At 72.0% G+C, this 12225-nt stretch carries 13 protein-coding genes; 6 read left to right on the top strand and 7 right to left on the bottom strand.

Going from position 1 to position 12225, the window contains the following annotated elements; translation table 11 throughout:
* The 5 genes from Pth03_RS33820 to Pth03_RS33800 form a co-directional block, all read right to left on the bottom strand.
* Nucleotides 1-558 (bottom strand): hypothetical protein, encoded by a 558-nt coding sequence (locus Pth03_RS33820; protein WP_203948535.1) that lies wholly within the window; start codon nucleotides 556-558, stop codon nucleotides 1-3.
* Between the two features lie 187 nt (nucleotides 559-745).
* A complete protein-coding gene (locus tag Pth03_RS33815) occupies nucleotides 746-1222 on the bottom strand; it encodes a hypothetical protein (RefSeq protein WP_203948534.1) in 477 nt (158 codons plus the stop codon).
* A gap of 407 nt (nucleotides 1223-1629) precedes the next feature.
* A complete protein-coding gene (locus Pth03_RS33810) occupies nucleotides 1630-2406 on the bottom strand; it encodes an ABC transporter permease (protein ID WP_203948533.1) in 777 nt (258 codons plus the stop codon).
* Nucleotides 2403-3392: an ATP-binding cassette domain-containing protein gene (locus tag Pth03_RS33805; protein WP_203948532.1), complete on the bottom strand. Its 990-nt coding sequence runs from the start codon at nucleotides 3390-3392 to the stop codon at nucleotides 2403-2405. The genes Pth03_RS33810 and Pth03_RS33805 overlap by 4 nt, the downstream gene beginning before the upstream one ends.
* A gap of 153 nt (nucleotides 3393-3545) precedes the next feature.
* Nucleotides 3546-4199, bottom strand: coding sequence for a PadR family transcriptional regulator (locus tag Pth03_RS33800; RefSeq protein WP_203948531.1), 654 nt, complete (start codon nucleotides 4197-4199; stop codon nucleotides 3546-3548).
* A 97-nt stretch (nucleotides 4200-4296) separates the two neighbouring features.
* Between Pth03_RS33800 and Pth03_RS33795 the strand changes: the two genes are divergently transcribed.
* Nucleotides 4297-5070 (top strand): class I SAM-dependent methyltransferase, encoded by a 774-nt coding sequence (locus Pth03_RS33795; protein WP_203948530.1) that lies wholly within the window; start codon nucleotides 4297-4299, stop codon nucleotides 5068-5070.
* A gap of 70 nt (nucleotides 5071-5140) precedes the next feature.
* Here the strand turns inward: Pth03_RS33795 and Pth03_RS33790 are convergent, their stop codons facing one another.
* Entirely contained in the window at nucleotides 5141-5854 is a 714-nt protein-coding gene (locus tag Pth03_RS33790) for a hypothetical protein (RefSeq protein WP_203948529.1), read from the bottom strand.
* A 159-nt stretch (nucleotides 5855-6013) separates the two neighbouring features.
* Between Pth03_RS33790 and Pth03_RS33785 the strand changes: the two genes are divergently transcribed.
* The 5 genes from Pth03_RS33785 to cobM are packed head-to-tail and all read left to right on the top strand — an operon-like array spanning nucleotide 6014 to nucleotide 11056.
* The gene (locus tag Pth03_RS33785) at nucleotides 6014-8002 is read left to right on the top strand and encodes a sensor histidine kinase (RefSeq protein WP_203948528.1); all 1989 of its coding nucleotides are present in this window, start codon (nucleotides 6014-6016) and stop codon (nucleotides 8000-8002) included.
* A complete protein-coding gene (locus tag Pth03_RS33780) occupies nucleotides 7999-8649 on the top strand; it encodes a response regulator (protein ID WP_203948527.1) in 651 nt (216 codons plus the stop codon). The genes Pth03_RS33785 and Pth03_RS33780 overlap by 4 nt, the downstream gene beginning before the upstream one ends.
* Nucleotides 8650-8706: 57 nt before the next feature.
* Complete coding sequence (locus tag Pth03_RS33775) at nucleotides 8707-9102, top strand: TIGR03618 family F420-dependent PPOX class oxidoreductase (RefSeq protein ID WP_203948526.1); 396 nt, start codon at nucleotides 8707-8709, stop codon at nucleotides 9100-9102.
* Nucleotides 9099-10316 (top strand): precorrin-6y C5,15-methyltransferase (decarboxylating) subunit CbiE, encoded by a 1218-nt coding sequence (cbiE, locus tag Pth03_RS33770; RefSeq protein ID WP_203948525.1) that lies wholly within the window; start codon nucleotides 9099-9101, stop codon nucleotides 10314-10316. The genes Pth03_RS33775 and cbiE overlap by 4 nt, the downstream gene beginning before the upstream one ends.
* Nucleotides 10313-11056, top strand: a complete 744-nt coding sequence (gene cobM, locus Pth03_RS33765) for a precorrin-4 C(11)-methyltransferase (protein ID WP_203948524.1) — start codon at nucleotides 10313-10315, stop codon at nucleotides 11054-11056. The genes cbiE and cobM overlap by 4 nt, the downstream gene beginning before the upstream one ends.
* A 62-nt stretch (nucleotides 11057-11118) precedes the next feature.
* Here cobM and Pth03_RS33760 read toward each other — a convergent pair whose 3' ends face one another.
* Nucleotides 11119-12201 (bottom strand): cobalt-precorrin-5B (C(1))-methyltransferase, encoded by a 1083-nt coding sequence (locus tag Pth03_RS33760; RefSeq protein WP_203948523.1) that lies wholly within the window; start codon nucleotides 12199-12201, stop codon nucleotides 11119-11121.
* Nucleotides 12202-12225: the final 24 nt, after the last annotated feature.

The following is a 12225-nucleotide window of genomic DNA, read 5'->3' as shown; positions in this document are numbered from 1 at the left end:
TCAGTGCATTTCATAAGCCATGACCCAGAAGAATTCGCCTTCGGGGTCGTAGTCGAAGATGAGGGCGGAACTGCCCGCGCGCAGGTCGTCGTCTCCGGTCTGCCGGACCTGGACGATGGCCGTCGAACCGTCCTCGGCGGTGACCTCGGCCTGCCCGAAGTCACGCCCGACCCGGCCGGTGCGGATGACGCACATCCGGCCGACGAAGTCGCTCCTGGACGGCGAAGCCGGGGGCAGCATGCGGCGCAGTGGCAGGGCGAGCAGGCGGGTGCACGCCCAGGCGGCGAGCAGGGCGACCACCAGCACGGCCACCCGGGCCGCCACGCCGTCGACCAGCACGACGCCGACCAGGCTGACGAACCAGGCGATCGCCACCATCAGCGAGACGGTGACGGCCGCGGGCACTCCGCGTAGCCCGACGGCCGACAGGAGGTCGTCGGGCAGATCCCCGTCCAAGCCGCCCAGCAGCACGAGAACCCAGTAGCCGATGACGACCGCCAGCATGAAGCTGAACAGGACGGCCGGAAAGCCCAGCGCCGCGCCGACGAAGTCCCCCATGAACTCCCACCGTTATGTACGTCTCCCCGAGACGTATGCATTATGACCAGATAATTCGCCATTTGGGTATGACAAATTCATTGTGAATATCGGGCACTTTCGGGGAGGTTCTCGCGTTGCCTCGGCAAAGGTGAAAATCATCCCGAACCCGGCCCCCGCCGGGCGCCTCGGGAGCCGAGGCCATGCTTCAGGAGCCGGGCTGGGCCCGGGGAAAGTCGCGCCCCTTGATCTTGGCCATGCGGCCGTCCGGGTGGTGCCAGACGACGCCCTCGTACGGGCGTGCGTGGAGCCAGTCACGCAGGCCGTCGAAGTCGCTCAGGGCCGTCTTGACGTCCTCGTCGAGCGCGTCCGGAGCCCAGGCGTGGCGCATCAGGACGCGCCCGGGAAACGCGTCAGGGTTGCCGTTGACCTTGGGGCCGAGCAGTTCGTAGGTGCCCGGCTCGAACGGCCCGTGCGCGGCCGCCTCGGCCTCCGCGTGCCAGCGGGCGAAGCCGGACTGCGCCATGGGCTCCCACCCGACCGTCTTGCCTGTCTCCTCGTCGGTCGACAGGGCGACGAACCCGGCGGGCGCCTGCTTGCCCGGCCTGACCTCGCGGCGCGCCCACAAGCCGGCCCCGTCGAACATCACACAGGTGCCGTCCCATTTGAGAGTGGGCGTCCCCACGCCGGAGAACACCCACGCGCACTCCGGGTTCTCCTCGCGGGTGACGAACTTGGCGTCGCCGTCTCAGTCGCGGACGTAGATGGTCGTGATCTTCCTCACGGAGGCGTCCTTTCACAGGACTGTGCTCGGCGGGGTTGATCAGCCGATTGTGCCGGTCGGTGCGCCATGACAGCGAGCCGTTTTGTCCCCGCCCGTCGGTCCCGGCCGAGTTGGCTCCAGTGGCTCCAGCAGTCTCCGCACAGTGCGCTGCGAGCCCGTAAAACACGGGGATCAGGCGCTCTTCCCGACCGAGCGTGAAAGGATAATCCGTATCCTTTCATCGACGTGGTCGCGGTGAAAGGATACGGCGCTTCCGAACCTTCGTCTGGGATCGGCCGGCCGGCGCCGCGAGCGCCGGCCGGCCGTACTCAGACGGACTTCTGGTAGCTGCGGAACGACAACGTGGACGTCGCGATCATCACCGCCGCCAGAGCGAGCAGCCACCCGCCGTGCACCGCGACGACGGACCAGTCGGGGTCGGCGGTCAACGCCGCCCGCGCGGTGTCGAGCGACCAGTTGAGGGGATTGAACGACGCCACCGCCTTGATCCAGTCCGGCATCAGGGCGGGGGCCATGAACGCGGTGGACAGGAAGGTGAGCGGGAGCAGGAGGGCGACGCTCAGCCCGATGATGGTCTCCCGCTGACGGACCAGCAGCCCCATCGTGTTGGACAGGGCGCTGAAGACGGCGCCGAGCAGCACCGACGCGACGACCAGTACGGCGACGCCGACGAAGCCTCCGGGATAGGAGGCGCCGGCGAGCCTGCCGAGTCCCACGATGACCACCGACTGGATCGCGGTGGTGACCGCCTGCTCGACGACCCCCGCGTTGAGGATGGCGCTGCGCCTGACCGGCGAGACGAGGAACCGGTTGAGCGTGCCGCGCTCGATCTCCTCGATGACGCCCATGCCCGACCACATGCTCGACGACACCGCGCTCATCACGACCACGCCCGGCACGAGGTAGTCGACATAGGACGCCGCGCCGAAGCCGGGCAGTTCGGCGACCTTGCGGAACAGCCCGCCGAACAGGAACAGCCAGATGGCGGGCTGCACCAGCGTCATGACGACGAGGCCGGGCTGGCGCAGCTGCGCCTTCAGGCGGCGGTGAGTCATCCACCAGGTGTCCACGAGGAGTGCGCTCACCGTGCACCTCCGGCGACGGGCTCGTCGGTCTGCGCGAATCGGCGGCCCGCGTAGCGCAGGTAGACGTCGTCGAGCGACGGACGGGCCACCGTGACCGCCGCGACCGGCATGCCGGCCTGGTCCAGCGCCGCGATGGCCACCGGCACGGCGGCGGCGCCGTCATCGGCGCGGGCGCTGAGCCGCCGGCCGTCCAGCGTGATCTCGCGCACGCCCGGCAGCATCTCGACCAGGGAGCGCGCCTCCTGCTCGTCGGGCGGCTCGCTCAGCTCGAGATGGACGGCGTCGCCGCGCAACTCGGCCTTGAGTCCGTCGGGGGTGCCCTCCGCGACGACGCGGCCGCGGTCGACGATGGCCAGCCGGCTCGCAAGCCGGTCGGCCTCGTCGAGATAGTGGGTGGTCAGCAGGATCGCCAGCGAATCGCCGGCCGCCAGCCGGGCGATCTCCTCCCACATCGCGGCACGGGCCTCCGGGTCGAGCCCTGTCGTCGGCTCGTCGAGGAAGAGGACGCGTGGCCGGTGGACCAGCCCGAGCGCGACGTCGAGCCGGCGCTGCATACCGCCGGAGTACGTCCGGACCGGGCGGCCTGCCGCCTCCCCGAGGTCGAACCGGCCGAGCAGTTCCTCGACGCGCCGGGTGAGCGCGGGCCCGCCCATGCCGTACAGGCGGCCCTGCAGCAGGAGGTTGTCGCGCCCGCTCGCCGACGGGTCGGCCCCGGAGCGTTGCGACACCACCCCGATGAGGCGGCGCACCTGGTCGGGCCGGCTCAGGATGCCGTGGCCGGCGATGCTCGCCGTACCGGAGTCCGGCCGGACCAGGGTCGTCAGGATGTTGACGGTGGTCGACTTGCCGGCGCCGTTCGGGCCGAGCAGCCCGAACACCTCACCCGGCCTGACGGTGATCGACAGCCCGGCGAGCGCCGTGACGCCGCCGGGGTAGGTCTTCACGAGGCTGTCCGCCTCGACGGCGTGTTCCGCCGCTTGCTTCATGGATTCCTCCGGTTCGTGAACGTGCGAACCGGCCCGTGAAGGGGTGCCCAGCTATCCTTGCGGTTGCCACCTCGTGCTGGTTCCCCTTGGCGGGTTCGGTTCGAGGTCGAGGACCCCGTCGGCGGTGTTGCAGCACCCCCGCCGGGGTCCTTCTCACTTCTGGTTGCCGGTGCGGCTCCTTTCCGCCATGTCGCGCACCTCGGCCGGGATCTCCCCCGTCTCGTGGAACTTCCGCCAGAGCTCGAGGTCGGGCATGGAACCCGACGTGAGCTCGTCGAGCAGCGAGCGGACCCAGGCCGCCTCCGCCTCGCGCATGGCCAGGTCGAACTCCGCCTCGATGAGGAGCATGCGGGAGAGCTCACGGCTGAAGGCCGCCAAGGACTCCCGCGCCGCGGCGATCTCCTGCTCCAGCAGGCTCAGCCGCCGGCCGAGAAGCTCCATCACCTCGTCGGGCGCGAGCACCACCATCACCGACAGGCCGGCCTCGAACCGGAAGAACTCGCGCTCGGGTGTGGAGATCAGCTCCCGCACCCAGTCGACGAGCTCCTCACGGCCGGCGTCGGTGATCCGGTAGATCGTGCGCTCGGGACGGCCGCCGGTGCGCACGCTCTCGACCGCCTCGATCAGGCCGTGCTTCTCGAGATTCCGTACGACGGTGTAGAGGGAGCCCCATTTGATGTTCATGTCGCGGTCCTTGCCGCGCTCACGAAGCACCGAGGCCATCTCGTAGGGGTGCATCGGTCGTTCGACCACCGCCGAGAGCACGGCGAGGGCAAGGAGGTTGCCCACTCTGCGGCGTCCGGCCATCCGCTCTCACCTCGCTGACGAGTACTCGCTTGCGAATATACGATGACGAGCGCCCCGCGACAAGCCGTCGCACGCGTCGAACACGTAGCCTGCAGACATGGCCGGAGATCGGAACACGCTTCGCCGTACGTTCACCGAGGACCCCGCGCTCTACGACCGGGCCCGCCCCGGCTACCCCCCGGAGCTCTTCGACGAGATCGCGCCCGGAAGCCGGGTGCTGGAGATCGGCTGCGGCACCGGGCAGGCGACCGTTCCGCTCGCCGAGCGCGGATGCCAGGTGGTCGCCGTGGAACTCGGTGCCGAGATGGCCGCGTTCGCCCGCCGCAAGCTCGCGGGCTTCCCCCAGGTCGAGGTGGTCAACGCCGCGTTCGAGGACTGGCCGCTGCCGCCGGAGCCGTTCGACGTCGTGCTCGCGGCGACCAGCTTCCACTGGATCGACCCGGCCGTCCGGGTCGCCAAGACGGCCGACGCGCTGCGCCCCGGCGGCACCCTCGCCGTCATCTCCACCCATCACGTCAGCGGCGGGACCGCCGGGTTCTTCGCCGACGTCCAGCGCTGCTACGAGAAGTTCGACCCCGACACCCCGCCGGGCCTGACGCTCAAGCCGTCGACGTCATTGCCGTCGGACGCCGCCGAGGTCGACGCCTCCGGCCGTTTCGGCGTCTCACGGTTCCGCCGTTACGAATGGGAGTTCTCCTACAGCACGCAGGAATACCTCGACGTGCTTTCCACCTACTCCAATCACCGGGCGCTGCCCGCCGAGGCCCGCGCCGGGCTGTTCGGCTGCATCTCGTCCCTCATCGACGGCCGGTACGGAGGGCGGGTCGTCAAGCGCTACCTCACGCTGCTGCGGCTGTCGGAAAGGCGGTAAAAACACGACGCGCGACCGGTGACCGGCCGCGCGTCGTCGGTGCCGTCGATAAGTGCCGTCGTGTGGCCGGTCACCGGCCGGCGGGAGGCAGGTCGAACTCGTCGTTGCGCATGCGCAGCAGCGCGAGGGAGGCTCCGGCGAAGCCCACCGCGCCGACGACGAGGCCCGCGGCGGCGGCCTGGCCCGGGAGGAACGGATGGGTCGGTCCGGCGATCATGAGGGCGATGCCCGTCCAGGCGGGCGCGACCCGGCTGCGCCACAGCGCCGCGCCCAGGAGCGCCAGGCCCACGGTGAGCCCCAGGATCCACAGGCCGGAGGCCACGGAGACGACGGGGTCCTCCCACAACGCCGCGTCGAGCTTGGCGACCACACCGTGGTCGAGGCCGCTGCGCACCGCGCTCAGCATGACGAGGTCGTCGTTCGGCAGCCTGCCGAAGCCGGCGAGGAAACCCAGCAGCGACACCACCGCTCCGGCCGTCGCGAGCCGGGGAGCACCGCGCCGCGCCACCCACGCGACCGCGACGGCCGCGGGGATGAGCGCGATCACGAACACGGCGTTCAACCACTGGATCGTGCTCATGACCTGCTGGTCGGCCTGGACCTTCGCCAAACCGGCGGCGAAGTCGCCGCCTCCGGGAAGCGGGTTCAGCAGCACGTAGAACGCCTGGCCCAGCAGGGGCAGCGGGGCGATCACCGCCAGCAGGACACGCCAGAAGCCTCGAACGTCGCGAGGCTGCCTGACGGGCGCCTGCGCCGCCGTTTCGATGGGGGACTCGTACGTCATGGGACCCTCCGAATGGGACAACGTGCTTTCTGGTCGAGAGTGGGTCGCGGAGGATCCCGCCATCGTGGGCGTACGCCCCTATTCCGCCCGGGTTTTGCGGCTCGGTATGGGAGCACGCCCCTATGGCTTCCAGGGGTCGTGGAACCCGATGATGGGCCCATGTCAGACAGCCGTGCGGTGCCGGTCGCGGCGTTCGCGGTCACGGTCGTGGTGATCGCGTCCGCATGGGTCTCGTGGTTCGCCGGCGGCTACGACCTGGCCGACGCGGCCGAGACCTACCTGCTGACCAACTCGGCCGTGGCGGTGACGTTCACCGCGTTCGGCGCTCTCGTCCTGGCCCACCGGCCGCGGCACCGCATCGGGCTGCTGTTCGTCGCGTTCGGCGCGTGCTATTCGGCGAGCGTGGCCTGCCTGGGCCTGCTGTCCGGTGTGATCGCGTGGTCCCCCGCGTGGGAGCGGCTGATCGACGTCGTCGGCATCACCGTGTGGATCCCTGCCCCCGCCGTCTGTCTGCCGCTGATCCTGCAGCTGTTCCCGGACGGCCCGCCGCTGTCTCCGCGCTGGCGGCCTGTAGCGGCGGCCACCGTGGCCATGCTCGCGTTCGTCCCGCTGCTGACGCTGCAGCCGGGCAGCCTCGACCACGAGCCGATCGCCGACCGGAGCCCGCTGCTGCCCGAGGCCGCCGGACAGGTCGTGGCGGCCGTGACGCCGGTGGCGGCCGGCGTGGGCGCGCTCCTGCTGCTCACGAGCGTCGTCGCGCTCGGAGTGCGGGTGCGCCGCTCGCGTGGCGTGCAGCGGCTCCAGATGCTCTGGCTGCTGTGGGCGACGGCCGTCTTCGTCGTCCTCAACGCGCAACGCATCGTGACCACCGACGGGCCGATCCTGTTCCTGCTCACCCTGCCGCTGATCCCCGCCGCCGCGACGATCGCGATCCTGCGCCACCAGCTCTACGACATCCGGCTCGTCATCAACCGGTCGATCGTGTACGGCCTGCTCACCGTCGGCGTGGTCGGCTCTTATCTGGGCATCGTCGCGGGCTTGGGCGCGCTCGCGCGTGAGCACCTCACCGCGAGCCCGCTGCTGGCGACCGGGGTGGTCGCGCTGGCGTTCGCCCCGGCGCGCTCGGCCGTCCAGTCGTTCGTGGACCGGCTCATGTACGGCCGGCGGCAGGACCCCGCGGCGGCCGCCGCCCGTGTCGGCATACGGCTCGGCACCGGGCTCGACGGCGTGCTCCACGCGGTATGCGAGGCGCTGCGCCTGCCGTACGCGGCGGTCAGCGTGGACGGCAGACTCCTCGCGACGTACGGCACGGCCTCCGAGGTGTGCCACACCGTGGCGCTGGAGGTCGCCGACGGCGGGCCCGCCGACCTGCTGGTGGGGCTGCGCACGGGAGAGTCGCGCCTGTCGGCGGCCGACCGGCGGGCCCTCGATCTGCTCGCCGCACCCATCGGCGTGGCGTTGCAGGCGGTCCGCCTGTCGGAGCAGTTGCGCGAATCGCGGGCCCGGATCGTCGCCGCCAGGGAGGAGGAGCGCCGCCGGCTGCGCCGTGACCTGCACGACGGCCTCGGCAGCGCCCTGACCGCGGTCACTCTCAAAGCCGACGCCGCCCACAACCTGCGCATCGCCGACCCCGACCGGTCGGGACGGCTGCTGCTGGACCTGCGCGCCGACCTGACGAACGCGATCGCCGACATCCGCCGGCTCGTCTACGACCTGCGCCCGCCGGACCTGGACGAACTCGGCCTGCTCGGGGCCCTGCGCCAGCACGCGGAGCAGTCGTGGCGGCGCGACGACGGCCTTTTCGCGGTCACGATCGACTCCCCCGGCGACCTGCCCGCGCTGCCCGCCGCCGTCGAGGTCGCGGCGTATCGCATCGCGACGGAAGCCGTGACCAACGCCCTTCGTCACGGCGGCGCCGGCTCGTGCGTCATCTCCCTGCGCGCCGACCGCTCACTGCATCTGGAGATCCGCGACGACGGCGCCTCCGGCGAAGGCGGCGCCTCCGGCGAAGGCGGCGCCGCGTGGCGTCACGGCGTCGGACTGCGCTCCATGCACGAACGCGCCTCCGAGCTCGGAGGCGTCCTCACCGCGGGGCCGACCGACCGTGGCGGCCGCGTCCACGCCCTACTCCCACTGGAGAGATCATGATTCGCGTCGTCGTCGTCGACGACCACCCGATGATGCGCGAGGGCATGCGCGCCCTCGTCGCCTCACTGACCGACATCGAGATCGTCGGCGAGGCGGGCGACGGCGAGGCCGCCCGCCGCGAAGCCCAGCTCAGCCACCCCGACGTCGTCGTGATGGACCTCCACATGCCCGGCGTCAACGGCGTCGAGGCCACCCGGTCGATCCTGCGCGTCGCGCCCGACACCCGGGTCCTGGTCCTGACGATGTTCGAAGACGACGAGTCCGTCTTCGCGGCGATGCGCGCCGGGGCGTCCGGCTACCTCGTCAAGGGGGCGCAGCAGGACGAGATCGTCAGGGCGGTGCGTTCCGTCGCCGCGGGTCAGGCCGTCTTCGGGCCCACGGTGGCCCGCCGGATCATCGACTTCTTCGCCGGGGGCGGCCGCAGCGTGTCGGCCGCGGAGCCGTTCCCCGAGCTGACCGGCCGGGAACGCGAGGTGCTCGACCTCATCGCCGCCGGTCACGCCAACGCGGTGATCGCCCGGCGTCTCGTGATCAGTCCGAAGACCGTCAGCAACCACATCTCCTCGATCTTCGCAAAGCTTCAGGTCGCCGACCGTGCCGAGGCCATCGTGCGCGCCCGCCAGGCCGGGCTCGGCCACCGGTCGTGACCTGATCGGCCGGTCCGCCACTACGATGGCGTCGAAAACGGTCGAAAGGGGACGGGTGTGGATCTGGTCGAGCGCGGCGAGGCGTTCGCCGAGTTCTGGCGGGAGCGACACCTGTGCACGCTCACGACCGTCCGGCCAGACGGCACCCCGCATGTTGTGCCGGTCGGCGCCACCCTCGACCTCGCGACGGCGACCGCGCGCGTGATCACGTCCGGCGCGTCGCACAAGGCCCGCCTCGTCTCCGCCGCCGGTGCGGAGGGCATACCGGTCGCGCTCTGCCAGGTCGACGGCCGCCGCTGGTCGACGCTCGAAGGAACCGCCGTGGTGCACGCCGACCCCGAGCGCGTCGCCGACGCCGAACGGCGATATGCCGAGCGGTACAAGCAACCGCGGGTCAACCCCCAGCGCGTGGTGCTGGAGATCCAGGTCACCCGCGTGCTGGGGAACATGTGATCACCGTCGTCGGGATCGGCGCCGACGGCTGGCCCGGCCTGGCCCCCGCCTCACGCGCCGCCCTCGAGAAGGCGGAGGTGCTGATCGGCGGCCCCCGGCAGCTCGACCTGGTGCCGCCCTCGGGCGCCGAGCGCGTCGCCTGGCCGTCCCCGTTGCTGGCCGCGCTCCCCGGTCTGATCGACGAGCACGCCGGGCGTGACGTCTGCGTCCTGGCGAGCGGCGACCCCATGTTCTTCGGCATCGGCTCGACCCTGGCGCGACTGCTCGGGCCGGGCCGCCTGCGCGTGCTGCCGCACCTGTCGTCGCTCTCGCTGGCCTGCGCACGGCTGGGCTGGCCCGCCGAGCAGGTCGAGGTGGTCAGCCTCGTCGGCCGCCCCCTCGCCGTGCTCAACGCCCCCGTGCAGCCGGGCCGCCGTCTGATCGTGCTCAGCGCCGACGGCGCGACGCCCTCCCGGGTGGCCGGGCTGCTCACCGCGCGTGGTTACGGAGCGAGCAAGCTGATCGTGCTGTCCGATCTCGGCGCGCCGACCGAGGCGCGGCAAGACGGCACCGCCGCCGCCTGGCCGCACACCACGTCCGCGGCGCTGAACGTCGTCGCCGTCGAATGCGCCGCCGGGCCCGACACCCGGGCCCTCCCCCTCGTGCCCGGGCTGCCCGACGACGCCTTCGAGCATGACGGGCAGCTCACCAAACGCGAGGTGCGCGCCGTCAGCCTTTCGCGGCTCGCCCCCCTGCCCGGCGAGACGTTGTGGGACGTGGGCGCGGGCGCGGGCAGCATCGCGATCGAGTGGATGCGGTCCCACCCGTCCTGTACGGCTGTCGCCGTCGAAGGCAGGGCCGAACGCGCCGAGCGCATCCGCCGCAACGCCGACGCCCTGGGCGTGCCCGGCCTCCGCGTGGTCGAAGGCGCCGCCCCCGCGGCCCTCGACGGGCTGCCCCGGCCTGACGCGGTGTTCGTCGGCGGAGGCGTCACCGCGCCCGGCGTCGTCGAGGCGTGCTGGGCCGCCCTGCGACCCGGAGGCCGGCTCGTGGCCAACGCGGTCACGCTGGAGTCCGAGGCCGTCGTCGGGCAGTGGTACGGCAGGCTCGGCGGCGACCTCGTCCGCCTGGCCGTGCAACGGGCCTCCCCAGTCGGCGGCTTCACCGGCTGGCGGGCCATGATGCCGGTGACCGTCTGGTCGGTGACCAAAAGCCCCCAAGGAGATGCTTCATGACGGTGCGTTTCGTCGGCGCGGGCCCGGGTGCGGCCGACCTCATCACGGTGCGCGGGCTGCGCGTGCTGGAGAGCTCACCCGTCTGCCTGTACGCCGGGTCGCTGGTGCCCCGCGAGCTACTCGGCTCGTGCCCCGAGGGAGCAAAGCTCGTCGACACGGCCAACCTGACGCTCGACCAGATCGTCGCCGAGATGGCCGGCGCGCACGAGGCCGGGCACGACGTCGCGCGGCTGCATTCCGGCGACCCGTCGGTGTTCAGCGCCGTGGCCGAGCAGATGCGCCGCCTCGACGCGCTCGGCATCCCCTATGAGGTGGTGCCGGGGGTGCCCGCCTTCGCCGCGGCCGCAGCGTCGCTGGGCCGCGAGCTCACCGTGCCCGCGGTCGGGCAGACCGTCATCCTCACCCGCACAGCCGCGCGGGCGACGCCGATGCCCGATGGCGAGGACCTCGCGACGTTGTCGGCGAGCACGGCCACCATGGTGCTCCACCTGGCCGTGCAGCGGATCGACGCCGTGGTCGCCGAACTCCTCCCGTCCTACGGCGCCGCCTGCCCTGTCGCGGTCGTCGCCCGGGCGAGCCGCGAGGACGAGGTGATCTTGCGGGGCACGCTGTCCGACATCGCCGAGCAGGTGCGGCAGGCGGGGATCCAACGGACGGCCGTCATCGTCGTCGGCCGGGTACTCGCCGCGTCGGAGTTCCCCGACAGCCACCTCTACTCACCCGGCCGCCGCCGGTCGTGACAGTAGACAGGACCGTGACCGCAGGCCCCCTCGTGGCCGGGCCGTCAGGAGCAGCCGGACCGTCAGGAGCGGCCGCCCGCCCGTCCGACGATCACGCCGGCCCGGTCGATGACCACGATGTCGACCTCGACCGGGGCCTCCCGCAACACCTCGGCCGCCGTGGCGCAGGCACCCTCGGCGACCAGGTCGCCCAACGGCAGTCCGGCCTCCTGGCACAACCGCAGGGCGTGGAGCGCCGTGTTGGCCTCCCTGACCTCTTCGGCGAGCGCGGAACCGCCGCCCGCATCGAGCACGAGCCGCGCCAGCAGGTCGGGGTTGACCTGCGACCGGCCCGAATGCAGGTCGAGATGCCCGTCGGCCAGCTTGGACAGCTTGCCGATCCCGCCGGCCACGGTGAGCCGCGGCACGGGATGGCGGCGCAGATATTTCAGCAGCGCCCCGGCGAAGTCGCCCATGTCGAGCAGCGCGTCGTCGGGCAGGCCGTACAGCTCGGCGGCCACCCGCTCCGACGTGCTGCCGGTGCACCCGGCCACATGCGTGTGGCCCGCCGCCCTCGCGACGTCGACGCCGCGCCGGATCGAGTCGATCCACGCCGAGCACGAATAGGGCACCACGACGCCGGTCGTGCCGAGGATCGACAGGCCGCCCAGGATGCCCAGCCTCGGGTTCCAGGTGTGGCGGGCCAGTTCCTCGCCGCCGTCGACCGAGATCTCCACGACGACGTCGCCGCTGCCGCCGTGCGAAGCGGCCACCTCGGCCACATGCTCACGCATCAGCCTGCGGGGCACCGGGTTGATGGCCGGCTCGCCCACGTCGAGGGGAAGGCCCGGCTTCGTGACCGTGCCTACCCCGGGCCCGGCCACGAACGTCACGCCGCTGCCCGGGCCGCCCGGCCGTACGGTCGAGGTGATCAGCGCGCCGTGCGTCACGTCGGGGTCGTCGCCCGCGTCCTTGACCACGGAGGCGGAGGCGACGCCGTCGCCGAGCGACTCCCGCGCGAGCGCGAAGGCCGGCCGCCGGTCACGGGGCAATGTGATCGTCACCGGGTCGGGGAAGTCTCCGGTGAGCAGCGCCGTGTATGCGGCCTTCGTGGCGGCCGTCGCGCACGCGCCGGTCGTCCAGCCGTGTCGCAGCGGGCTGCTCATGAGGACACCACCCGGGTGAAGGAG

The sequence above is a fragment of the Planotetraspora thailandica genome (assembly GCF_016863335.1).
GTDB classification, from domain to species: Bacteria; Actinomycetota; Actinomycetes; order Streptosporangiales; family Streptosporangiaceae; genus Planotetraspora; species Planotetraspora thailandica.
This window is presented reverse-complemented; position numbering and strand designations above follow the sequence as displayed.

Bases quoted from the DNA above. Each gene is read 5' to 3' on its own strand.
- Pth03_RS33805 (WP_203948532.1), bottom strand. From the start codon at position 3,392: ATGAAGCAAGCGGCGGAACACGCCGTCGAGGCGGACAGCCTCGTGAAG.
- Pth03_RS33780 (WP_203948527.1), top strand. From the start codon at position 7,999: ATGATTCGCGTCGTCGTCGTCGACGACCACCCGATGATGCGCGAGGGC.
- cobM (WP_203948524.1), top strand. From the start codon at position 10,313: ATGACGGTGCGTTTCGTCGGCGCGGGCCCGGGTGCGGCCGACCTCATC.
- Pth03_RS33795 (WP_203948530.1), top strand. From the start codon at position 4,297: ATGGCCGGAGATCGGAACACGCTTCGCCGTACGTTCACCGAGGACCCC.
- Pth03_RS33800 (WP_203948531.1), bottom strand. From the start codon at position 4,199: ATGGCCGGACGCCGCAGAGTGGGCAACCTCCTTGCCCTCGCCGTGCTC.
- Pth03_RS33790 (WP_203948529.1), bottom strand. From the start codon at position 5,854: ATGACGTACGAGTCCCCCATCGAAACGGCGGCGCAGGCGCCCGTCAGG.
- Pth03_RS33760 (WP_203948523.1), bottom strand. From the start codon at position 12,201: ATGAGCAGCCCGCTGCGACACGGCTGGACGACCGGCGCGTGCGCGACG.
- Pth03_RS33820 (WP_203948535.1), bottom strand. From the start codon at position 558: ATGGGGGACTTCGTCGGCGCGGCGCTGGGCTTTCCGGCCGTCCTGTTC.
- Pth03_RS33785 (WP_203948528.1), top strand. From the start codon at position 6,014: ATGTCAGACAGCCGTGCGGTGCCGGTCGCGGCGTTCGCGGTCACGGTC.